Origin of the sequence: Asaia sp. HumB (assembly GCF_030263835.1) — a bacterium.
Classification (GTDB): Bacteria; Pseudomonadota; Alphaproteobacteria; order Acetobacterales; family Acetobacteraceae; genus Asaia; species Asaia bogorensis.
Genome location: NZ_JARPML010000002.1, coordinates 1,780,394 through 1,802,795, shown reverse-complemented (window position 1 = coordinate 1,802,795; position 22,402 = coordinate 1,780,394). Strand labels below are relative to the sequence as shown.

The window sequence follows — 22,402 nt, the reverse complement described above, 5'->3', positions numbered from 1 at the left end:
TCGTTGTTTTTTCACTTGCATATACAGCCCGCCTCGCCGACATGCGGAGCATGCCATACGCTGTGAAGGAAATGTTTGCGACACTGCAGGGAGAAGGGGCTCATACAGGGCGCGCCTCCGTGTTCTGTCGCTTTACCGGATGTAATCTTTGGTCGGGTCGCGAGGAAGATCGTCACAAGGCGGCCTGTCAGTTCTGTGATACCGATTTCATCGGAACGGATGGCGAAGGCGGCGGGCGTTTCGCAACAGCCGACGCTCTGGCTGAGGCGCTTGTGCGATGCTGGCAAAGCGAGGCGGGCAATCAGGCAGGACGCTATGTCGTGTTCACAGGCGGCGAACCGCTCTTGCAGATCGATCCCGCGCTGATCGCTGCTGTCAAAGCGGCAGATTTTGAAATCGCAATCGAGAGCAATGGCACGATCAACGCCCCGCAGGGGATCGACTGGATCTGTGTGAGTCCCAAGCCATCCAGCACTGTCACACAACAGACCGGCCAGGAACTCAAACTGGTATTTCCGCAGGAAAGCCTGCCCCCCGAGCTGTTTGAAGGCTGGGATTTCGAGCATTTCTGGCTGCAGCCCATGGACGGGCCGGATCGTATCGCCAATACCGCCAAGGCCGTCGCCTACTGCCTGAAGCACCCACGCTGGCGCCTGTCCCTGCAAACCCACAAGCTGATCGGGATCCCCTGATGCTCTCTGATGACACGGCCATCGTCCTTTTTTCAGGTGGGCAGGATTCGGCAACCTGTCTTGCCTGGGCACTCGACCGCTTTGCCCATGTCGAGACTCTCGGTTTCGCCTATGGCCAGCGTCATGCGATCGAGCTGGAATGCCGCGATACCTTGCGCGATGCCATGACACGCCAGAACCCGCAATGGCGTGAGCGTCTTGGACCGGACCATACGCTCGATCTCTCGGTGCTGGGGCAGATTTCGGAAACGGCCCTGACGCGCGAAGCGGCGATCGAGATGAACGAGAACGGCCTGCCCTCGACCTTCGTTCCGGGGCGCAATCTGCTCTTCCTGAGTTTTGCCGCGACGCTTGGCGTCCGGCGCAACGCACGACACATCGTGACAGGCGTGTGCGAGACTGATTACTCCGGTTATCCTGATTGCCGCGATGACACCATCAAGGCCCTGCAAGTCGCGCTCAATCTGGGCATGGAAACACGCTTTGTGCTGCATACGCCCCTGATGTGGCTCGACAAGGCGGAAACCTGGCGTCTGGCCGAGCGTATCGGAGGTGACGGGCTGGTGGCGCTTATTAATCGTGAGAGCCATAGCTGCTATATGGGCGACCGCGCCCATCTGCATGACTGGGGCTATGGCTGCGGCACCTGCCCTGCCTGTGAGCTTCGTGCCAAGGGATGGACCAGTTATGTCAGCGCTTGAACTAAGCTTCACACGGCGATTCAGCATGGGCCACCGGCTGATCGCCGGTAGCTCGGAGCGTTGTGCCATCCCCCATGGCCATAATGAATTCGTGACCGTCACGTTGCAGGCTCGGGAACCTGCACGGCTGGACGGCGCGCAGAACATGGTTATCCCGTTTGCTGACGCGAAACGGCGATGGCACGATTTTATCGATACACGCCTCGACCATGCCTTTCAGATTTCTTCATCAGATCCATTGCTGAGCTGGTTTCTCACCAATGAGCCCGCCCGGGCAGACAGGCTGGTCGTGACACCGGGGGATCCCACCACGGAGATGATGGCCGCATTGCTCTATGCAAAGCTTCAAGCCTTCCTGCGTGCTGATGGTGACGTGCTATGCTGCACCAGCCTGTCACTCGAGGAAACACCGACCAACACGGTCTGCCTGACTGGCGGCCCTGAATTCTATCTGCCGGTGACAGAAGCTCCCCCGGAGTCCTGTTGGTGGAACCGTGCGGACGATACGATTTCCGATCTTTTGACGCAGAGCTGACGGGACGGCAGTCCCGTCAGGCCCGCCTATATCTGCTCCAAGCGAAGCTGGGCAACACAACGCGCTCCTAGTCGTTCAGAGGCTCACCGGTTACAGTCGGGTCAGGCACCAGCTATCAATGCGTCTGTGACCACTCATGACCGAGCAGCTGCACATGGACACGAAAAGCGCCATGGTCATCAGATTTGATGTCACGTGGTGATGTTACGCCCAGCTTGGCAGGCTCGCTGCTAGCGGGCAGTTCAGTCTGAGGCAGGGTTACCGTCTTGCTCATGACCATCTCCTTCACTGGAACGACAACAAGGGAACGTGGCGCCAATCTGGCATTGCCATGAAAGAATGGGGCATGAGCCCATCGATTTGTTCCCGTACCTCGCTAACGCCCGATGCCCTGAGCGGTTCTGAATCATCGATGGATCGAAGGATTTAATTTCTTGACGTCACGGGAGGCAGATCAAGAAACCAGGCGTTCAGGACTCGCGCTCCATCAGAAAAACAGGTCTAAACAGAGCCATGAGACTGCGCGTTATTGATCTTGAAACATCCGGGGCTCACCCCACCGCCTCTGAGGTCATCGAGTTCGGCTCGGTCGATCTTGTCCTGCAGGGCGATACATGGCTGATCGAGTCTGTCCACACGCAACTCTTCAAACCGAAAGCGCCGCTGACACCGGAGACACAGGCCGTTCACCATTTGATGGACGAGGATTTTTCCGATGAACTGCCCACGGCCACGCCAGAAACCCTGAGTGCGCTGGTGCGGCGCGATCCCGTGCCGGACATGCTTTGTGCCCATCATATCGCTTTCGAGCGGCATTTTCTGACCGACACGATTACGGAAGGTCTGCCCTGGCTCTGTACGCTGCGTATCGGTCAGAAACTCTGGCCCGACGCCCCACGACATACAAACCAGATCCTGCGCTACTGGCTCAAGCTCGATCTGGACCGCGCAAGTGCCTCACCCGCCCACCGGGCAGGACCCGATGCCTATGTCACCGCCCATATCCTGCAACGACAGCTTGCCCTGGCCGACCCCGAGGCGCTGCTGCGGCTCACACAGACACGCCATATCCGCCGTGGCGCGGCCTTGCGTGCCGGGCGCGATATGCAGCGTCAGGAGCAGCTTTTTACCTGACGCCCCATCGTGATCCAGCACATCAGGCAGCCGCGCCGTATCGTGCTGTTGCCTTGATGGTCAGGCCCAGCACACCCGGCGCCCCAGCCCGGCGCATCCCCAGAGGTAGCCGTGCATTGCCTCCGGTCCAGCGCATCGGGGCCGCTTCGAGCCCGTTCCAGCCCTCGAGGGCAGCATCGCTCAGATGGGTGTCGATCCGGGTCATGCCGCAGCTATCCCAGAAATGGACATCGCCCACCAGCACGCCGAGATGGCGCCTGTCATCCACAAACGGCCCCTCGGCCATATCGGGACGAGCTGCACGTGAGCGTATGCGGACTTCCTCCAGTTCGGACGGGATCTGGAAGATCACCATATCCTCGATTCGCCTGACCGGCTTGATGATCTGTCCATCGGCACTCACAAGATGCAGCTCGGCATCTTCATGACCCGACGCACTTCCTTCCCGCGGGGCTTCGGGCGACAACAGGCCTGCTCGATCGGCCAGTGAACGGTGCAGGGGCTCGACAAAGCTGCGCTCGACACGCAAGGGCGCAACTCTCTTGCGTTCTGCAATAGCCGGAAGCAGCGGAAGGGGGCTGCCTGTGACGTCCCCCCGCGCGACAGGTATCCCTGCCGAACTCGCGGATATTGGCGCCTCATGGGGCTTCAGACCCATGATCTCCCCATGATCAAGAAGGGTCTCGGTCGGCATATTGTTCGACCAGACAATCGCATGGGTCTCGGTACGAAAATGATAGATCTTGAAGCGGGTCCGCGTACGGTCATAGGCAATGCTGTGACCATTGACCAGCATGCGCGCCGGTACCAGAGCCCCCTCGATATAGACGCAGTGCTCGGGCGTAATGAAGAGATCACGATCTGGAACGCCACCGCCCAGAGCCCCTACCCGAAAGCGGACAGGGTATCCCGCCACATCATCAGAACGCGCCGGGTCAACCACGATTTCAGTCGAGCCTACCCACTCGATCCGACGGATATTGGACCCGCCAGCACCATTCACCGAGACCAGATCACCAACGCGCAATGTCTCAACCGCCCGCTCGCCCTCAGGCGTGCGGATCATGGTGCCAGCCAGGAAGCACTTGTCATAGACGAGTTCGGTGCTGCCATCGCTATCGGCTTCCAGATGGAAATCACCCGCCTTGTACGAGCCAGTGAGCGCCGTGGACCAGCTCGTGCCGTCTGAATGGGTGACTGTCAGGATACCGTTGCTGACTGTGATCTTGCCGCCCGGTTTGTACGCCAGCCCCTCGATATCGATACGTCCGCGCCACCCGACGCTCAGATTGGTGAGAACAGCACCGGGTGAGACTGTCAGCAATCCCGCGGCCCCCGTGCTGGACGTCGCGCCGGCCACCACCAAGCCAGCGATGGTCGCCCCGGATGCCACGATCATGGAGCCACCGGCGGAGATGACGGCCTTCTGGACCGTAGCCCCTGATGACACGCTCTGGGTTCCACCCGAGAGAATGGTCGCGCCGCTGACCACCCCGCCGGAAAGAACGGTTTCCGACCCACCGGACGCGATTGTGGCACCACTGACTACGCCGCCAGATGACACGACGGCCAGACCGCGTGCAGCGACAAGCTGATTGACGACAAGACCACCCGACAGCGTCAGCCCGGTGCCGCCACTCCCGATCGTCAGGCCACTGATCGTGCCCCCGCTTCCTGCGACAATCGTTCCACCGGCGGAGACAACCGAGCTCGACGCCAGGCCACCCTGCACCAGCTGTACGCCCGCACTGAAAATACCCCGGACTGCCAGAGCACCCGACGAGACAACCTGTGTGCCGCCAAAGATACCGCCGATATCCGTCCCGCCGCTGGCAAGCTGCTCGGTCGAGCCCACCTCGAAAGTCCCGCCGGAAACAACCCCGGATCCGGCAAAGGTCTGGCCCTTGATGGTGAACCCGCCGCCAACAATCGCCTGACCGCCATTGAGCACATGAGGCGCAATGGCACTGGCTTGTGCGCCGTTGTAGCCGGATAAGTTACCAACAGCGAGACCAGCGCGTGAGGTAATGGTGGCGCTGATGACCACGCCCTGGTTGAGCGCCGCAAACGACCCGCTCTCATAAGCCGTACCACCGTAAGTCGTGCCATTGGCGGCAGCAGCAACCACGCCACCGGAAAGAGCCGTTGCCCCTGATATGATACCACCCGAGGCGAGATCGACCGCTGGATGATCGGTGCCGCCGTTGAGGCCGTAAACAAGATCGCCTGACGTCACCTGGCCGCCAGTGACGTAATTGGTCGCCCCGCTGGTGATCGTGGCGCCACTTGTTGTACGGCGAATAGGCAAGGCTGCTCCTTAACGATAATTAATGGATATTAATTAATACTCACCAAATTATGGGAGAATATCCTGATATTTAACGGTAACGGCGCCGTGATAGAGGATCATGTCGCTGCATGACAAGCGATTTCGCATGGTGCATGCGACATTCCTGCCTGTTTGTTCTGTATATGAACTATTTCAGGCAGTCTGCATGGGGCTCAGCCATTTCCACATGGCCATGATAACCGATCGTAATGATTTTTTATTTGAGATCTCGTCCAGAACATTCCGGTCGAGCGACCGCGTCGTATTCCATCGTGATCAATAAGAATGTTTGCTGTCCTTCATCCTGCTGACCTGGGACGCAATTGCACGCAGGATACGGTGCCTGATCAAGCCACTGACAGGACGTATGAGAGCCCAGTAGAGCGCCATTTTCCGGCGCTCTGCATCTTCCGGACAGGAAACGAGAGTACGGGTTACGAGATATGTCCGGTCTGGTCCGTCAGGGCGAGCCTCAAACTCCAGCAGGAGGCGGGTCTCGCCACACGCCGCCTGCCATGCCTCTGGCGTGAGCATTCCACTTCTGGAGAGGCCGTAATCCGCACGCCAGAATTGCCCGCTGAGCCCATAACGCAGGAACCTGTCCCCTTCCCGACCGAGAAAGACGAGGCTCTTCTTGCTGAAGCGATGAGCCTCTCGTCCCTTGAGCACCCTGCCGGGCAGATCGCGCAGGGCGAGGCAAAGCCTGATCAGCCAGTCCTGATCGATCTCAAAGGCCTCGGCTGCATCCAGACAGGATTTTGCATCAGCTTTGATGACACGCGCATGCTCTTCCCGAAAATCCGCATGTCCCAGGATGAAATTCTCCGTATCCCCGCGCGACCGGTGCGTTCGCAGCCCTGTCATCCAACCCACCCCTGTTTGTGTACGCCCGTTCTGATGGGAGCCTGTATGATCCAGCCGGGAAACAACCGGAACATAGATCCGGAGGGCAGGAGAAAACCATGCGCCGTCTCGAAAACAAAACCGCCGTTGTCACCGGGGCGGCCCGCGGCATCGGGCTGGCCATCGCCCGGCATTTTCGTGACGAAGGCTGCACGGTGATCATGACCGATATCGACCGCGAAAACGGCGAGCAATCTGCCGAGGCGCTGTCATGTCGTTTCATACCGCTTGATGTGCGGCGCGAGGCTGACTGGCTTGCGCTCGAAACCCTTTGTCCCGAACCCAATATCGTTGTGAATAATGCGGGAATTACCGGTTTCGAGCAGGGCATGGTCGTGCATGACCCCGAACATGCCACCCTTGCCGACTGGCACGCCGTCCATGCCACCAATCTGAGATGGTACCTTTATGGGGTGTCGCTACGCCCTGCGCCAGATGGGCGGCAGGGGCACGGGCTCCATCATCAACATTTCATCGCGCTCCGGGCTCGTCGGGATACCCGCCGCAGCGGCCTATGCCTCATCCAAGGCCGCCATACGCAACCACAGCAAGACGGTCGCGCTCTATGCCGCGCAGAAAGGCTGGGCGATACGCTGCAACTCCGTACACCCGGCTGCCATTCTGACCCCGATATGGGATGCCATGCTGGGAGAGGGCCCTGACCGCGAAACGCGTATGGCAGCGCTGGTTGCCGATACGCCACTCAAGCGCTTCGGAACAGTCGATGAGGTGGCCTCACTCTGTGTCATGCTGGCTTCCGATGAATCAGGCTACATAACGGGGTCGGAATTCTCGATTGATGGCGGTCTGCTTGCAGGTTCTGCCGCCCAGCCAGGCTGAGAGCCTCAGAACGTCCAGATCAGATATCGGCCCGTTTTACCAAGCACGCTCACTGATGTTTCCCTTGCCTTGCGCCATGTTCTAGACAGGCCGGACCAGCCCATGATCAAGACTGGAGCGCCCGATGCGCTTTATCGAAACGTTCGACCTTCATTCCTTCACTGATTCGAGCATCAGCCTGCTCAGCGCCTTCGTGTTCGGCACCCTGATCGGTGCCGAGCGGCAATACCGACAGCGAACAGCCGGTGTGCGCACCAATGCGCTGGTGGCGCTTGGGGGCGCGGCTTTCGTCGATCTGGCGCAGCGTATTGCCGGCGATGTCGAATCCCTGCGGGTTATTGCCTATGTCGTGTCAGGCATCGGCTTTCTGGGGGCTGGTGCGATCATCAAGGAAGGGGCAAATGTACGCGGCATGAACACGGCCGCCACGCTCTGGTGTTCGGCAGCTGTAGGGGCGTGCGTGGGCAGCGATATGCTGGCAGAAGGGTTCCTGCTCACCTTCTTTATCATCGCAGGCAATACCCTCCTGAGACCGATCGTGAGAGCGATTGATCGTATTCCCTTGCAGGCCAAGACCATGGAGACGGGTTACGCCCTGCGCATCGTCACCTGTGCGCTCGACATCCAGACGATGACGGCCCTGATCAAGGAACGTCTGGAAGAGGCCGATTATACGATCGGCAAGCTGGCGCTCAGCGATGAGAAAGACGACCAGACTGCCATCGCCATTGCCCTCATGGTGTCGTCAAACGGCCCCGCCGCGCTGGAACAGCTTGTCGCCAGTCTGATGACTGACAGCCGTGTCACAGCCGCGTCGTGGTCGCTCAACACCGATAACTGAGCGACCACGAAAAGATAAAAACGCCAGAACAAGCAAATTCACACGGCTGTAAGCGGTCCAGCCCATAACGTTTTCAGGGTGCCGGTGATGGCAGAGTGATTTTGACCACGAGCCAGGGGCGCTGCTCCTGGTTTACCCCATTATGGAAAGCAGGCTGACGCGACCACTGGCCGATCGTCGCATAGAGTGCGTTGCCCTGATAGGCCAGACCATCAGGGGCGATCAGTCTCGGGTCATGGGCAACAACAGAAATCGTGCCATCCGGCGCCCTTTGCAGGATACCGTGACGCTCGATATCGGTCAGGAAAAGGCGTCCATCGGGAGCGGTGGCCATGCCATCACCCATGCCTGCCTCGCCCTCATCCTTCACGCTGAACTCGATTTCGGTTTCGGTCGCTCGTGGGTCTGCCAGAACGGCTGTCGGGGCTGAATAGAGTTCCCGGCTGGTCAGAGGCTGCCAGAAAAGCGTCTGCTGATCGGCACTCAGCCCGATCCCGTTGGCACCTGCCTGGGCCATTGTCGGCTTGTCCGGGTTGTAGCGCGAGGCCTTGCCATCGAGCACGGCCATGAAGCCATGACGGGGCATGACCGGCTCTGTATCAGCCAGAAGGCGACGCTGATGGCCGGTGGCGATGTCGACCACGATCAGCGCAGGATGCACAGTCAGGGAAGAATCGGTAATGAACGCCGTCCCTCGATCGCCATGCGTCAGATCGATGCGAACATCGTTGGGATGACTGTCAGAGCGCAATGCCGGCGCAGTGAGCGCGATCTCTTCCACAATCCGGCCCTCCACCGGGTCGATATGAAACAGACGCGCAGCCCCCGGCACAGTACCCTTCTCTGCCAGAATACCCTCATCCAATACCCAAAGCTGTCCGCTGGCATCGACAGTCATACCCAGCGGCGACACAAAACGTCCCTGGCTCTCAGCGTCGGGGAAAGGGGTGAGCTGGCCATGGCTGTAAAGGGCAAGACGGGGGCCATCATGATCGTGCAGGCTGCGGGGAAAGCCCAGCACCATGCGATGGTCGGACAGGATGGCGATGCCGGAGGGCTGGGCATCCTGAAACCGGCCAATAACCGTCACATTGCCGCTGGGCTTGTAGCCGGCGTCGATACTGTCGGCAGGCGCATCGCCCATGCCGGTCATATCCGGCATGGAGGCGTCGTCAGCCCCGTACGAGGGCGGCGAAACGAGCGTGGCTGCGAGAGACAGCGCAAGGGTACATAGGGTCAGACGTGTTTTCATATTCCCTCTTCCTGTCCGTCATCAAGGCGATCAGGGCTCTCGCGTCAAACCACAGCAGCATGACGTTTAGCCCTTGAGCAAGGACATGATCTCGGCACGTAACGCCGCATCACGCTGCCAGGTGCCACGCACAACTGTCGTAACCGTACGACTGCCGACATTGCGTATGCCGCGCATGGCCATGCACATGTGCTCGGCCTCGACCAGAACCATGACAGCCTTGGGTTCGAGAACCTCGATGATGGACGCAGCAATCTGGTCTGTCAGGCGCTCCTGCAACTGCGGGCGACGGGCCAGAACATTGACCGTACGCGCAATCTTGCTCAGCCCGGTCAGGCGTCCGCCCTCAGGCAGATAGGCCACATGAGCCTTGCCAAAGAACGGCAGGAGATGGTGCTCGCACATCGAATGAAAGCCGATATCGCGCACGATAACCGCCCCTTCATGCTGGTCCGCCAGAAACTGCTTGTGCAGATGATCACGCGGGTCCTCATGCAGGCCACCCAGCACGTCCAGATACATGCGCGCCACACGACCCGGCGTCTCGAACAGCCCTTCCCGGTCAGGATCCTCACCGAGAGCCTCAAGAATTTCGCGCACCGCACCGGCGATGCGTGTCTCGGCATCCTCGGGTTTCGCAATCGGTGCGATGGGGCGCTCGCCACCCTGCCCCTTGTGGCGGGCGGCATCCAGCGCCACGAGATCGGCAGTCGGTTTGGTCATTTCTGGTCCTCGGCAATGCAAGACGGGTCTTCCGCGCAGGGGACAACGTCTTCAGCCTCGCGGGGGAGCCTGTCCAACATGTCCGAAACCGAAAGTCCACTGATTTTCTGTTCCGATGCGATTTCTGCAAGGGGAACGAGCACAAAAGCCCGCTGGGCGATACCGGGATGCGGCAGGGTCAGAACGGGATTGCTGATTTCCTGCGTCCCCAGATAAAGCAGATCGACATCCATCGCGCGCTGCCCCCAGCGCACCGAAGGCACCCGCCCGAGACGGGTCTCGATGTCCTTGCAGACGCGCAGAAGCGCCATGGCATCGAGACCGGTCCGCCCCGTGACGCAGAGATTATAGAAATCGGGCTGCTCAACCCCACCCCACGGCGCCGTACGATAAAGACCTGACACAGCGGTGATTTCCAGACCCGGCGTGAGACCAAGCCATGTGACCGCAAGCGCAAGCGCACTCTGCCGATCCCCCATATTGCACCCAAGCGAAAATCCGACCGGCAGGGTTCGCTCTCTGGTTGTCTCGACGCTCACCATGCCGAACGGATGGGCGATGGGTGCACCGGGCTTGCTGACCCGCACGGTCAGGCGCGCAATGGTGGGGAAATGCGCCAGCAGGTCCTGCGCGATGCGGTCGGCCAGTGTCTCGATCAGCTGTACCGGCTCACCGGCGGCAAGCGCCACCACATGATCGCAAAGCGCCGCATAACAGACTGCGTGACGATAATCGTCGTTGGCCGTCGCCCGGGCCGTATCAGCGGTGACAACCAGATCGATCAGGAATTTCTGCCCGAGCCGCGTTTCCTCCGGCAATACGCCGTGCCGGGCAAAGACCTGTATGCCGTCAAGGCGAATGACCGACTGGGTCATGACACGGGGGACCTCTCTGCCTGCGGGGAAAAGCAGCCCAGCATTGTCGCGATACGCACAGCATCAATATGGGGCGCTACATCATGAACACGCAGAATGGCCGCGCCCTGTGCCAGACCGCCAAGATTAGCGGCCAGAGTACCCGCCAGACGTTCATTCACGTCGCGGCCAAGCAGGCGACCGAACAGCGATTTGCGCGACAGGCCCAGCAGCACCGGCACGCCATATGTCTCACGCAGGAAACCGATCAGCCGGATACTCTCAAGATTTTGCGGGTCAGTCTTGCCAAACCCGACACCGGGGTCGAGCACGATATGCTCGCGCCTGATGCCGGCACGCAGCGCCTGCGTCAGGATCGCATCGAAACAGCGCCGGAATTCGTCACGCAGGTCCAGTCCAGGGTCGATGGTCTCGCGATTATGCATCAGCACGGCCACTGCCCCGGTTTCGGCCATCACCGACGCCATGGCGGGGTCGCGCTGCATGCCCCATACGTCGTTGATCATGACCGCCCCGGCACGCACTGCTTCACGCGCCACACTGGCCTTGTAAGTGTCGATGGACAGGAAACAGGTTTGGTCGCGCAGCGCCAGCATGACAGGGCGTGTGCGCATAATCTCTTCAGATGCGGGGACAAAAGCCGCACCGGGCCGCGTGGATTCACCCCCGATATCGATCAGGGCCGCCCCTTCGGCAATCAGCTGGCGCGCATGGTCGACGGCCAGGTCCGGGGCGTCATGCAACCCGCCATCGGAGAACGAGTCAGGCGTCGCATTGACGATACCCATGATCAGCGGTTCATGCGCCTCATGCGCACCCCATATCGCGGCTTTGAGCGCATCGCGCCTGTCCTGCCACTGGGCCTTGTGAACCGCGGAGCCGACCGCTTCCATAACATCCATTCATGCCGGGACTGAGGGAACCACGCTCTTAGAGTATGGGAGCGGACAGGTCCAGAAAAACGAACCGGCCCCTTCGCCCGCTGTTCTATCCTGCAAGAAGGAGACGCATCATGGCCAACGACCAGTTCGACACCCCCGTATTCGATGGGGAAGACAACAAGCATTACAGCGCCCGCGCCCTTGCAGAGGCCGCCCTGCGCGCCGAGGAGGAAGGCGAACAGGAAAAAGCGGAGCAGCTTTTCCGCCAGGCAGAAGCCGCCGATCCATCAGCGCTCGAGAGCGTCCTGCTTGAACGACGCAGCGAGCACCCCGGCTTCAGCCCACAGCCCGCCTCGAAGGACGAGGAAGTGGCTGCCATGAGCCGCACCATCGAACCCGAGCGTCATGCACCGCCCCCGGAGGCCATGGACGAGAACTACTGATCACGTAACGCAGGTCAGAACGAGACAGGGCCGGTCGGGTATCACCCCGACCGGCCCTGACCACATGAGATGCGCCATTGGTGGGCCCTGTCATGACAGAGCCCTACCATGACAGGATCCTTTGCAACACTGGGAACTAGTTTCAAGTGATGGCGTGGATCCAGCCATGCGCATCATTGGTCTTACCGGCCTGGATGTCGGTCAAGGCTTTCTTGATCGCCAGCGAGACCTCACCCGGCGTCTTGCCGTCGCCGAAAACAGCCTCGCCACCCGTGCGACGCAGGGCGCCAATCGGGCTGATGACGGCGGCCGTTCCGCAGGCAAAGGCCTCCTTGTAGCGGCCAGAAGCGGCACCGGCGAAAATCTCGTCGATCTCAAGCGGGGTCTGCTCGATTTTCAGACCGCGATCCTTTGCAAGCTGCAGGATGGCATCGCGCGTAATACCGGGCAGGATGGTGCCTGTCAGTGGAGGCGTGACCAGTGTGTTGTCATCACGCAGGAACATGACATTCATGCCCCCCATCTCCTCGACGAAACGCTGCTCGCGGCTATCGAGGAACAGCACCTGATCGCAGCCATGAGTTTTGGAATCGCGCTGGGCCACAAGGCTTGCTGCGTAATTGCCACCGCATTTGGCAGCCCCCGTGCCACCCGGGGCAGCGCGCGTATAGTCGTCCGACACCCATACGGACACGCAGCCCGAGCCGAAATAGGCGCCCACAGGACAGGCAATGACGATGAACAGATATTCGGACGCGGGCTTGACGCCTAGGAACACTTCCGTCGCGATCATGAAAGGCCGCAGATAAAGGCTCTTGCCCTCACCGGTCGGCACCCAGTCATGATCGATCTTCACGAGCTCATCGACGGCCTGCATGAAGATTTCCTGCGGCAGGTCGGCCATGGCCATACGCTCTGCCGAAGCCCTGAAGCGCCTGGCATTCTCCTCGGGACGGAACGTCGCAATACCACCCCCTTCGGTACGGTAGGCCTTCATGCCCTCGAAAATTTCCTGCGCATAATGCAGGACCGAAGCCGCCGGATCGAGGGTGAGCGGCTTGCGCGCGGTGATGCGCGCATCGTGCCAGCCGCGGCCCTCGGTGTATTTCACAATGGCCATATGGTCGGTGAAGACACGTCCGAAAGCGGGATTGGCAATAAGATCCGCACGGTGATCCGCAGGAGTCGGATTGCTGGTGGGCTCGATGGTGAAATGCAGGGCTGCGCTCTCGGAAACCATGGTCTGATCCATTTTCGTGTCAACAGTCAGCGCACTTTATCCCGTTCGCTGCATCTTGACACCCTTTGATAGGGAGAGAGAAGAACAGCCCCTTGTCTGACGCTTTCGTGAGCCTTTCCTGCCACCTGGCAAGGTGCAGGGCCATGCTGGCGGAAATCTACTAAGCGGATCAGGCAAACGGACCATAGACAGGCCTGTGACAGAGGCTGATGAGCAGAAGGGCGTATCATGAGCGCATCGACCCCCATCCGGACCCTCACCCCCCAGGCCGTGAAAGCGCAAAAAGGTGGCGCACCCCTTGTGTGCCTTACCGCCTATACGACACCGGTGGCCCGCCTTGCCGATGCTGCCTGCGATATCGTTCTGGTAGGCGACAGCGTTGGTATGGTCCTGCATGGCCTGCCCTCCACGCTGGGTGTCACCATGGAAATGATGATCCTGCACGGGCAGGCCGTCATGCGCGGCATCACACGTGCCCTGTGCGTGGTGGACATGCCCTTCGGCTCCTATGAGGAAAGCCCGGCCCAGGCCTTTCGCAACGCGTCGCGCCTGCTGGCCCAGACCGGCGCGAGCGCGGTCAAGCTCGAAGGCGGCGTGCATATGAAGGAGACAATTGCCTTTCTGGTGGCACGCGGCATTCCGGTCATGGGCCATGTGGGACTTACCCCGCAGGCTGTGCATGCTCTGGGCGGCTACAAGGTTCAGGGCCGCGATGAGGATGCACAGCGCGTCATGGACGATGCCCAGGCTGTGCAGGAGGCGGGCGCTTTTGCCGTCGTGCTCGAAAAACTGCCCCGCATGCTCGGTGAATCCATCACGCAGGCTCTGACGATCCCGACGATCGGTATTGGCGCCGGGCCTGAATGTGACGGCCAGATCCTTGTCATCGACGACATGCTTGGGCTTTTTGCCGATTTCAGACCGAAATTCGTCAAGCGTTATGCCCATCTTGCCGAGCAGGCCGAACAGGCTCTTGCCGCCTATGCGCAGGACGTTCGAGCGCGCGCCTTTCCAGGACCCGAGCACAGCTTTGGAGAGCGCTCATGATCATTCGCGATATCGCGACACTGCGCCAGACCGTCCGGCGCTGGAAAGAGGCTGGAGAAACGACAGGGCTCGTTCCTACTATGGGCGCCTTGCATGAAGGGCATCTGAGCCTCGTCAAACAGGCGCGCAAGCAAGCCGCGCGGGTGATCGTCTCGATTTTCGTCAACCCGACGCAGTTCAACAATCCAACGGATCTCGCGACCTATCCCCGCACGGAAGAGGCCGATATCGCCCTTCTGGGCGATGCGGATGCGATTTTCATCCCCTCGGTCGACACCATGTATCCGGCGGGGTTCAACAGCCGTGTGCAGGTCATGACCATGACGGAAACGCTGGAGGGCGCCCACAGGCCAGGCCATTTCGATGGCATGGCAACCGTGGTGACCAAGCTCTTCGGCATTACGCAGGCAGATATCGCTTTTTTCGGTGAAAAGGACTGGCAGCAGCTTCAGATCATCCGCCGCTTCGTTCAGGATCTGAATATACCGATCGACATTGTGGCGTGCCCAACCCTGCGTGAGGCCGATGGTCTGGCGATGTCCTCGCGCAACCGTCGGCTCTCCCCGCAAGCGCGTGCCATCGCACCCGAACTGCATGCCACGTTGCAGGAAACTGCCGCGCAACTGCGAGCAGGCACCCCTGTCACCGAGGCGCTGGCTCAGGCCAGAGCGAGGCTTGCCCGATCCGGTTTTCAGCCGGTTGATTATCTCGCCTGCTGCGAGGCCGAGAGCCTGACTTCCATCAGCGATGTATTCGCAACAAAATATGACCGGGGATCGCTCCGATTACTGGTAGCCGCTGCTCTCGATTCTGTGCGCCTTATTGACAATATCGTTATTTAGTTCTGCGGCGGGGCCGTGCCATCATACCCGCATATTGAGGCGCGACCCGAATGTCGGGCCTCCGGTGCCCTCCTGCCGGAAGGCACCGATGCACAAGAAGGTATGCAAGCATGTCGCTTCCACTACAGGACAAGGTCGCCGCCGTTACGGGTGGTGCTTCCGGCATCGGTCTGGAATGCGTTCGTCATCTCATCAAGGCTGGCGCTATCGTCTATGTCCTCGACCGCGACAAGGCGGCCATGGAAAAGGCCCGCGAAGAGCTCGGTGAAAAGCTGCACGGCGTCGAGGTCGACCTCTTCCGTCATGCCAGCATCCAGCAGGCTGTCGATACCGTGCTCGCCGAGCAGGGCCGTCTGGACATCATGTTTGCCAATGCTGGCTCCTATGTCGGTGGCAATGCCTGGGAAGGCGACCCGGATGTATGGGACCGTATGCTGAACCTCAACATCAACGCGGCATTCCACTCGGCGCGCGTTGCCATGGTGCCCATGATCAAGCAGGGCAGCGGCGATATCATCATCACCAGCTCGGTGGCAGGCGTGGTGCCGATTGTGGCTGAGCCGATCTATACCGGCTCCAAATATGCCGTGCAGGCTTTCACCCATACCTGCCGTCGCCAGCTGGCACCGCATGGCGTTCGCGTCGGCGCGATTCAGCCCGGCCCGGTTGTCACGCCGCTGATCAATGACTGGGACCCCGAGCGCCGCAAGGCTGCTCTCGAAGGCGGCGGCATGATGCAGCCTTCCGATGTGGCCGAAGCACTAATCTTCATGCTGACGCGCCGCAAGGGCACGGTCGTTCGTGACCTGGTCCTGCTGCCGAACGGCTTTGACGTCTGATCCAAAGATCAAAGGCGTCCGGGCTCGCTGAGCCTGAGCGCCTGCGACACCCTGTTGGACAAGAACATGACCCCGCCCCAAAAGCGGGGTTTTGTTTTTTGACGGGGCCGGTGGATGGACCACGTTTGACGGATCATCGCCGCATACCCCCCGAAGATCGTCCGATGGCATGCCCGGCTGCGTCTTATATCGCCTTCGTACGTTCGAAGGCCCGGTTCCAGCCTTATCTGCATATTGCGATTGACTATTACTTGCGCACTCACTAGCCAGAAGCGAGCTCAAGCCTTCGTGACTGGAACGGCCCCATTCCCAGCGTGCTAGCCCCCTTGCGGCCTCGCGCCCCCCGTCAAACGGACCGCGGCCGGCCTATCGACCGCTTCATGTGGCCGCTGCGCCCTGCGCGCCCCGTCCTGCTGGCCTTTCACCGATATCTCGGTCTGATTCTGGCCCCTCTGCTTATCGTGCTCGGCCTTACGGGCAGCATCAGCGTATTTCGGGTCGAGCTTGACCGGATGCTCAACCCTGATCTGTTTACGACGACGCATGGCGATAGCCATCTCGCGCCATCTGACCTGATCAGAGCCATCGAAACGCGGCACCCCGGTCAATCGCTCATCCTGCTCGATTACAGGCCTGCCCGCTTCGAGACGATCCATGCCTATCTCTCACCGCTCAGGGACCATGCCGGACACCCGTTATGGGACGAGATCTTTCTCGATCCATCGGATGGTCATGAAATGGGGGGACGACTGAGCGAGGGATGCTGCCTCGGGCGGCGCGCCCTGATGCCCTTTATCTACCGGCTGCATTATTCGCTGGTTGCCGGTCAGACAGGGCTCTGGATCGTCGGCATCACAGCGCTGATCTGGAGTCTGGATTGCCTGAACGGCCTTCTCCTCACCCTGCCGCCTGCCCTTGCTCCGTGGCGGCGGCGATTCTGGCCGGGATGGAAGAAATCATGGCTGGTGGCCTCTCCCCGCAATGCCCTGCGCCTGTTTTTCGACCTGCATCGGGCTGCAGGATTATGGTTGTGGCTGCTGTTTCTCGGCATGGCAGTCAGTGGCGTGGCGCTGGCACTCGGCCCCCAGATCTTCCAGCCTGCTGTCAGTGCCCTGTTCCCGCTGGCCCCGCCGCAAGCCGAGATTGCCCTGCCCGGGGGCCCGCATGCATTGACCCTCGAACAGGCCGAGAGTCGCGCCCACGAATGGGTTGTTACGCATGGCTGGTCTGCCCGACCCGCTGCCCTGATGCTGACCCACGCGCCCGATACCGCCCTGTTCTATCTGTTCAGTGACTCGGATCGTTTTCCTGCCGGGTTTGGCAGCCCGCTCGTCACAGTGGATTTGCAGACCGGCGCGACGAAGCAGACCGTAATGGCGCCCCAGGGCTGCCTTGGCGATATGATCCTGCAGATACAGGACCCTTTTCATAGCGGGCGGATCGCAGGACTGCCGGGACGTATTCTGGTTTGTCTGAGCGGTGTCGCCACGGCGGCTCTTGCCGCCACAGGCGTGCTGATCTGGCTTGGCAAGCGACGTGCCTGCCGTGCCGCAACACGCAAGACGGGTCGTCGGTCTCGAACCTGACACTTGCGCTTCCAGCCTGTTGCGACATTGTCCAGCCGCAAGAACATCACAGCATCAGGTCTTAGAGATCGTCGTCCTCATATGTTTCGTCAGACAGGATCTCGATCGAAAGCACACCGGGGTCGATCGGGTCCTGATCACCCAGAGACAGCATTGCATCCCCCGAAGTCCAGCGTGACTGGGCTGAGTGTTTCTCACGCCAGCCGTCTAGCGCAGGGCTGTCGAGATGCTCGGTCATCGTATGGGTCCGGTTTGAGTCGAAGAACGTGATCTTGCCGACAAGCACACCACGCGATGGGCCGTAATGACTGCCCTCAGCCCAGGCAGGATGAAAAAGCCTCGACACCAGTCGTACGGTCTGGATCTGCCCTGGCACCATGAATATCCAGACCCTGCCGTTCTTGCGTGCGGCTCTTATGCGTCGCCCTCTCTCATCAAGCAGATGGAGATTGGGATCATCGGAACGAGTCAGGACCAGGCTCCCTGAAGAAAATAAAGGCACGCGACACGAGGTTGACAGCGCGACATAACGGATCCGGGAAACGTGTCTTCACCTGATCGAATGGCTAGATCCCCCCGAAAGGGCGGGACAGAACGCAGGAAAATCTCTCTAGCCTTTTACATCCTTGTGAACCACCCCCTTTTGCCCGTGCAACACAATGCTCGAACAGGATGGTCTTCCCCCATCAGACCGACACCGCAGAGGGCGGTCGGCTGAACGTTTCAGCGTAACGAGATTCCCACGAAACCTCTCTGGCGATCAAAGAACACGCCTCAGGCAGCGCTTCAGGCTGCCGCTCCCTTCTTGTGAGCAGGCTCGTTCACAACGGGTTGAACACTGTGACCTGACGGAACATCACGCCATGTGAGGCATTCTTCACGGGTCCGTGAAATCGTATCCGTGGTCATTCGACCCAAGGAGCCAGCCGATGCCAGAGCAGATCCCTCCCCAGTCGCAAACCCATCAGCCCGGTGTAGAAAAGGCAATGCGCCCGCTCGCCGTTCATATCCGCGATGGTTATCGTGGCAGTGGCAAGCTTTCGGGCAAGACGGCGCTGATCAGCGGGGCTGACAGCGGCATCGGCCGTGCTGCCGCGCTGCATTTCGCCCGCGAAGGGGCCAATGTCGTCATCCTCTACCTTGAGGAACATGAAGACGCGCAGGAGACCGTCAGCCTGATTGAGAAAGAAGGGACCAAGGCGCTTGCCATCGCCGGTGACATACGCTCCAGCGCCTTCTGCAATGACGCTGTAAAACAGACGATCGAGCAATTCGGCACTCTGGATATCCTCGTGAACAATGCCGGCTGGCAGGTGGTCAACCAGAACAGTGCCACCATCACCGATGATGAATGGCAGCGTCATATGGACACCAACATCAACGGCTATTTCTATCTGACGCGCGCGGCCCTGGCCCATTTGGGCGGAGGCAGCGCCATCATCAATACCTCGTCCATCAATGCCTATCGCGGCAGTGCAGGATTGCTGGCCTATTCCACGACGAAGGCCGCCGAGATGGGTTTCACCCGCGCTCTGGCACTCGAACTCGTTTCGAAGGGCATAAGGGTCAATGCGGTCGCGCCAGGACCGGTCTGGACACCGCTTCAGCCGGCAAGCTGGGGACCTGTCGACCCGCAGGAAGTCTCCGGGTTGGCCAATTCCGTGCCGATGGACCGATGCGGCGACCCGGCTGAGCTCGGGCCGGCCTATGTCTATCTGGCGAGCGCTGACTCATCCTTCGTGACAGGCCAGACGCTGCATGTGAATGGCGGAACGATCATCAACGGCTAATTTTCTCCGCGGGCATGCTGCGCTTTTCGCGCCATGCCCCGGCACACGCGAGTTTGACCGGTCGGATCCTCACTCGGCATTGTGCCACCGAAATATATCAGTTAATCTAGATATATGGAAACGTCAGAGGCCCTCGCAGCTTTCGCTGCGCTGTCACAGGCTACACGCCTGAAGATCATACGTCTGCTCGTGCGTCACGAGCCGGACGGCCTGCGTGTCGGCGAAATTGCGACCCAACTTGAGCAACCACAGAACACGATATCGACCCACCTGGCCATTTTGCAGCGTGCGGAGCTCCTTACCTCAGAGCGCCGGAGCCGGGCGGTCATTTACCGGGCAGCCGTGGGGCAGCTTGCAGAGCTGATGGCGTTTCTGCTGTCAGAATGTTGCACGGACCGCCCTGATCTCGCCTCGCCAATCTTGTCCGGGCTGCATCTCTGCACGATGGGTGCAAAGCCAAAAAGCTGAACGCCTGTGCCTGATGGACATAGTAAAGGACGCCCCTACATGCCGGATGCACCGCTCTACGATCCCCGCCATCTTCATCCTATCGACTAGGACAGGCTTGAGCCTCGTATCGGCGCTACGCACCGGCCGCGCATCCTGCTGCTTTACGGTTCGCTGCGCCCACGCTCGTTCAGCCGGTTACTCGTGATCGAGGCCTCCCGTATTCTGGAGGCGCTCGGGGCGGAAACGCGGATTTTCGATCCAGCAGATCTGCCGATGGTCGATTCCGTGACGGATGACCATCCGAAGGTGCAGGAATTGCGCCGCCTGTCCCTGTGGTCGGAAGGTCAGGTCTGGTGCAGCCCCGAACGCCACGGCACATTGACGGCTGTTTTCAAGAACCAGATTGACTGGCTCCCGCTCGAAACCGGTTCCATACGCCCGACCCAGGGACGAACACTCGCCGTCATGCAGGTTTGCGGCGGTTCGCAGAGCTTCAACACAGTCAATGCCCTGCACATTCTGGGCCGCTGGATGCGCATGATCACCATACCCAATCAATCCAGCGTTCCCATGGCCTATAAACAGTTCGACGAGAATGACCGGATGATCCCCTCGTCATTCCATGACCGGCTGGTTGATGTCATGGATGAACTCGTCAAGTTCACCCTGCTGACCCGTGACCGAGCCGATTATCTCGTTGACCGCTATAGCGAACGAAAAGCCCTGTCTGCGGCACCATAATGGCAGCGCTGAAAACAGGTGACGTTCCCCGACAGATCAGGCGTCTGCCCATGCCGTGATTAGCCCCTCATGGCTCTCCCGGATCACCGCTTCCAGATCACGGTCGTAGAGGCTGTCTTCAACGCCGGAAGAGAAAATTTCGACTGTGCAGGCGCCCCGATAGCCAGCATCGTAGGTTGCCTTCATCAGTGCCCCAAGCGGAATGGCCCCCTCCCCGGGAATGAGACGGTCCATACCGGAACGGGGCGTGCGCCAGTCGCTGGCCTGCACAACAAGGATTGCCGTGCCTGCCCGTCTGATTGCTCCAGCACAATCGGGCTGCTGCCAGATATTCCAGTAATCCAGGCAGAGCCCGCATGAGGGATGCCCAACGGCCTCGATGACATCCAATGCCTGATCAATGGTCCAGATGGCCGTCTCGACATTGATCGAGACAGGGTTGAGTGGCTCGATGGCCAGTTTGACTCCCAGATCGGCCGCAAGCAGAGCGAGAGTGCGCAGATGTTTTTGCGTCTCGTCCAGGCAGCGTTGCATATCGCCTTTGGGTGGTGCGCCGGTATTCATGACAAACGACGCGCCCTCGGCATAGGGTGCAAGGCGCTTCAGGCTTTCCGCAAAAGCCGTCACACGCGCCTGGGTAGCCTGTGGCTCGGGTGCCATCTGACTACCGAAAAACGTGCGGATGGCCGGTTGCACCGCACTGATGGCAAGTCCGGCCTCCTTCGCCATTTCCATTTGTCGGGGGGCGTTATCCGCATCGAGCTTGGCTTCGCAGATCTCGATCGCCTGCACGCCGAGGCGGGCATAATGCTCGACATCCTGTTCGAATGACCACGGCTGGGTGGTGAATTGATTCATGCCGAATGCGAAAGGGAAAGGGCTCATCGGTCAAGAAACTCCAGCACGGCCTGATTGAATTTCGCTGTTTCATCGATGAAGAGCATGTGGGAGCTGTTCTCGAAATGGAGCACGTCGCATTTCGGCATGTTTTCCGCCACCCAGGCAGGGCCTTCAGGCACGAGTACGGCGTCCTTGCGGGCGACCATCATCAGGGCAGGTAGATCGATATGGGGCAAAAGGTCTCGCCAGTCATGCACTGTATGGTCCGCCATCATTGCGGCGCGGGCATGAGCAGGGCTTTTGGCCATTTCGGCCAGGAGCATGGTGCGCTCGTCATGCGACAGTGTGGTGGCCAGACAATCGGCAAGATTCTGCTGGTCGAATGCCTCTGGCGTCAGGGTCAGTTTCTGGATGGTTTCAGCCAGTCCGGCCTGATCGTAACACGCAGCATGACCGTATTTCCATTCAGCAGAGAAATACTGACGCGGCGTTTGCTGCACAAAGATGGCGTCACGCAGATGCGCCTTGCCGAATAGCTCAAGATAAGACCAGATAATCGGGCAGCCGATGGACCAGCCCAGAACTGTTACATCATCAAGGTCAAGCTGCGCGATCAGGTCGCGCAGATCCGCCGCGAGGCGGGCGATACGGTAGGAGTGGTCCGGCTTGCCAGACTCGCCATGCCCGCGCAGGTCGAGTGTGATGACGCGGGCTTTCTTTGCCAATGCCGGAATATTGCGATGGAAGAACCGGCCTGAAAATGTCCAGCCATGAATCATGATCAGCGGGCGCCCGCTGCCCTGCTCCTCGTAATGAAGGGTCGTTCCGTCACTGGCAGTAATTTTGGGCAAGGGCCGTTCCTCCGGATGAGGCGGCAT

At 60.1% G+C, this 22,402-nt stretch carries 24 protein-coding genes and 2 pseudogenes; 15 read left to right on the top strand and 11 right to left on the bottom strand.

The features are described from left to right. Positions 1-50: 50 nt before the first annotated feature. From queE to P5689_RS09270, 3 genes are read left to right on the top strand one after another with little or no spacing between them, the layout of a single operon-like run. A complete protein-coding gene (gene queE, locus P5689_RS09280) occupies positions 51-692 on the top strand; it encodes a 7-carboxy-7-deazaguanine synthase (RefSeq protein WP_285532930.1) in 642 nt (213 codons plus the stop codon). After that, on the top strand, positions 692-1,393 hold the full coding sequence (gene queC / locus P5689_RS09275; RefSeq protein WP_285532929.1) for a 7-cyano-7-deazaguanine synthase QueC: 702 nt from the start codon (positions 692-694) through the stop codon (positions 1,391-1,393). The genes queE and queC overlap by 1 nt, the downstream gene beginning before the upstream one ends. After that, positions 1,380-1,928 carry a 6-carboxytetrahydropterin synthase gene (locus P5689_RS09270; RefSeq protein ID WP_285532928.1) on the top strand — a complete coding sequence of 183 codons (549 nt, stop codon included), beginning with the start codon at positions 1,380-1,382 and terminating at the stop codon, positions 1,926-1,928. Before queC ends, P5689_RS09270 begins: the two co-directional genes overlap by 14 nt. 115 nt (positions 1,929-2,043) lie before the next feature. On the opposite strand, the gene P5689_RS09265 is transcribed toward P5689_RS09270, so the two are convergent. After that, a complete protein-coding gene (locus P5689_RS09265; protein WP_171840639.1) occupies positions 2,044-2,202 on the bottom strand; it encodes a hypothetical protein in 159 nt (52 codons plus the stop codon). Positions 2,203-2,441: 239 nt separating this feature from the next. Between P5689_RS09265 and P5689_RS09260 the strand changes: the two genes are divergently transcribed. After that, the gene (locus P5689_RS09260) at positions 2,442-3,062 is read left to right on the top strand and encodes a 3'-5' exonuclease (protein WP_285532926.1); all 621 of its coding nucleotides are present in this window, start codon (positions 2,442-2,444) and stop codon (positions 3,060-3,062) included. A 22-nt stretch (positions 3,063-3,084) separates the two neighbouring features. On the opposite strand, the gene P5689_RS09255 is transcribed toward P5689_RS09260, so the two are convergent. Further along, entirely contained in the window at positions 3,085-5,370 is a 2,286-nt protein-coding gene (locus tag P5689_RS09255; RefSeq protein ID WP_285532925.1) for a Hint domain-containing protein, read from the bottom strand. A gap of 297 nt (positions 5,371-5,667) precedes the next feature. Further along, the gene (locus tag P5689_RS09250) at positions 5,668-6,255 is read right to left on the bottom strand and encodes a DUF2867 domain-containing protein (protein ID WP_285532924.1); all 588 of its coding nucleotides are present in this window, start codon (positions 6,253-6,255) and stop codon (positions 5,668-5,670) included. Between the two features lie 98 nt (positions 6,256-6,353). Between P5689_RS09250 and P5689_RS09245 the strand changes: the two are divergent. From P5689_RS09245 to P5689_RS09235, 3 genes and pseudogenes are all read left to right on the top strand, one after another. Beyond that, a pseudogene (locus P5689_RS09245) lies at positions 6,354-6,632 on the top strand (SDR family NAD(P)-dependent oxidoreductase); the annotation flags it as partial. 70 nt (positions 6,633-6,702) lie between these two features. Continuing rightward, the gene (locus P5689_RS09240; RefSeq protein ID WP_285532923.1) at positions 6,703-7,134 is read left to right on the top strand and encodes an SDR family oxidoreductase; all 432 of its coding nucleotides are present in this window, start codon (positions 6,703-6,705) and stop codon (positions 7,132-7,134) included. A gap of 124 nt (positions 7,135-7,258) precedes the next feature. Continuing rightward, a complete protein-coding gene (locus P5689_RS09235; RefSeq protein WP_285532922.1) occupies positions 7,259-7,975 on the top strand; it encodes an MgtC/SapB family protein in 717 nt (238 codons plus the stop codon). Positions 7,976-8,048: 73 nt separating this feature from the next. Here the strand turns inward: P5689_RS09235 and P5689_RS09230 are convergent, their stop codons facing one another. The 4 genes from P5689_RS09230 to folP all read right to left on the bottom strand — a co-directional run bounded on the left by P5689_RS09230 (position 8,049) and on the right by folP (position 11,718). Then, entirely contained in the window at positions 8,049-9,227 is a 1,179-nt protein-coding gene (locus P5689_RS09230; protein ID WP_285532921.1) for an L-dopachrome tautomerase-related protein, read from the bottom strand. A 66-nt stretch (positions 9,228-9,293) separates the two neighbouring features. Continuing rightward, positions 9,294-9,950 (bottom strand): GTP cyclohydrolase I FolE, encoded by a 657-nt coding sequence (gene folE / locus P5689_RS09225; RefSeq protein WP_081866710.1) that lies wholly within the window; start codon positions 9,948-9,950, stop codon positions 9,294-9,296. Then, positions 9,947-10,825: a 2-amino-4-hydroxy-6-hydroxymethyldihydropteridine diphosphokinase gene (folK, locus tag P5689_RS09220; RefSeq protein WP_023977919.1), complete on the bottom strand. Its 879-nt coding sequence runs from the start codon at positions 10,823-10,825 to the stop codon at positions 9,947-9,949. Before folK ends, folE begins: the two co-directional genes overlap by 4 nt. After that, positions 10,822-11,718, bottom strand: coding sequence for a dihydropteroate synthase (folP, locus tag P5689_RS09215; protein ID WP_081866711.1), 897 nt, complete (start codon positions 11,716-11,718; stop codon positions 10,822-10,824). Before folP ends, folK begins: the two co-directional genes overlap by 4 nt. Before the next feature lie 119 nt (positions 11,719-11,837). Between folP and P5689_RS09210 the strand changes: the two genes are divergently transcribed. Continuing rightward, entirely contained in the window at positions 11,838-12,149 is a 312-nt protein-coding gene (locus P5689_RS09210) for a hypothetical protein (RefSeq protein ID WP_285532918.1), read from the top strand. Between the two features lie 142 nt (positions 12,150-12,291). Here P5689_RS09210 and P5689_RS09205 read toward each other — a convergent pair whose 3' ends face one another. Further along, positions 12,292-13,389 carry a branched-chain amino acid aminotransferase gene (locus P5689_RS09205; protein WP_285532917.1) on the bottom strand — a complete coding sequence of 366 codons (1,098 nt, stop codon included), beginning with the start codon at positions 13,387-13,389 and terminating at the stop codon, positions 12,292-12,294. A 228-nt stretch (positions 13,390-13,617) separates the two neighbouring features. Here P5689_RS09205 and panB point away from each other — a divergent pair, with 228 nt between their 5' ends. The 4 genes from panB (at position 13,618) to P5689_RS09185 (ending at position 17,703) form a co-directional block, all read left to right on the top strand. Beyond that, positions 13,618-14,436: a 3-methyl-2-oxobutanoate hydroxymethyltransferase gene (gene panB, locus P5689_RS09200; protein WP_285532916.1), complete on the top strand. Its 819-nt coding sequence runs from the start codon at positions 13,618-13,620 to the stop codon at positions 14,434-14,436. Next, on the top strand, positions 14,433-15,278 hold the full coding sequence (gene panC, locus P5689_RS09195) for a pantoate--beta-alanine ligase (protein WP_285532915.1): 846 nt from the start codon (positions 14,433-14,435) through the stop codon (positions 15,276-15,278). Before panB ends, panC begins: the two co-directional genes overlap by 4 nt. Before the next feature lie 110 nt (positions 15,279-15,388). Continuing rightward, a complete protein-coding gene (locus tag P5689_RS09190; protein WP_023977913.1) occupies positions 15,389-16,117 on the top strand; it encodes an SDR family oxidoreductase in 729 nt (242 codons plus the stop codon). 380 nt (positions 16,118-16,497) lie between these two features. Continuing rightward, positions 16,498-17,703 (top strand): PepSY domain-containing protein, encoded by a 1,206-nt coding sequence (locus tag P5689_RS09185; RefSeq protein WP_023977912.1) that lies wholly within the window; start codon positions 16,498-16,500, stop codon positions 17,701-17,703. Between the two features lie 61 nt (positions 17,704-17,764). On the opposite strand, the gene P5689_RS09180 is transcribed toward P5689_RS09185, so the two are convergent. Beyond that, positions 17,765-18,082 carry a hypothetical protein gene (locus P5689_RS09180; protein ID WP_023977911.1) on the bottom strand — a complete coding sequence of 106 codons (318 nt, stop codon included), beginning with the start codon at positions 18,080-18,082 and terminating at the stop codon, positions 17,765-17,767. A gap of 550 nt (positions 18,083-18,632) precedes the next feature. Between P5689_RS09180 and P5689_RS09175 the strand changes: the two genes are divergently transcribed. The 3 genes and pseudogenes from P5689_RS09175 (at position 18,633) to arsH (ending at position 20,684) form a co-directional block, all read left to right on the top strand. Beyond that, on the top strand, positions 18,633-19,493 hold the full coding sequence (locus P5689_RS09175; protein WP_023977910.1) for a glucose 1-dehydrogenase: 861 nt from the start codon (positions 18,633-18,635) through the stop codon (positions 19,491-19,493). 114 nt (positions 19,494-19,607) lie between these two features. Continuing rightward, the gene (locus P5689_RS09170; protein WP_285532912.1) at positions 19,608-19,961 is read left to right on the top strand and encodes a metalloregulator ArsR/SmtB family transcription factor; all 354 of its coding nucleotides are present in this window, start codon (positions 19,608-19,610) and stop codon (positions 19,959-19,961) included. Positions 19,962-20,000: 39 nt separating this feature from the next. Next, a pseudogene (gene arsH / locus P5689_RS09165) lies at positions 20,001-20,684 on the top strand (arsenical resistance protein ArsH). A gap of 36 nt (positions 20,685-20,720) precedes the next feature. Here the strand turns inward: arsH and P5689_RS09160 are convergent. Continuing rightward, a complete protein-coding gene (locus P5689_RS09160) occupies positions 20,721-21,569 on the bottom strand; it encodes a sugar phosphate isomerase/epimerase family protein (protein WP_285532911.1) in 849 nt (282 codons plus the stop codon). Further along, complete coding sequence (locus tag P5689_RS09155) at positions 21,566-22,375, bottom strand: alpha/beta fold hydrolase (RefSeq protein WP_023977907.1); 810 nt, start codon at positions 22,373-22,375, stop codon at positions 21,566-21,568. Before P5689_RS09155 ends, P5689_RS09160 begins: the two co-directional genes overlap by 4 nt. Positions 22,376-22,402: the final 27 nt, after the last annotated feature.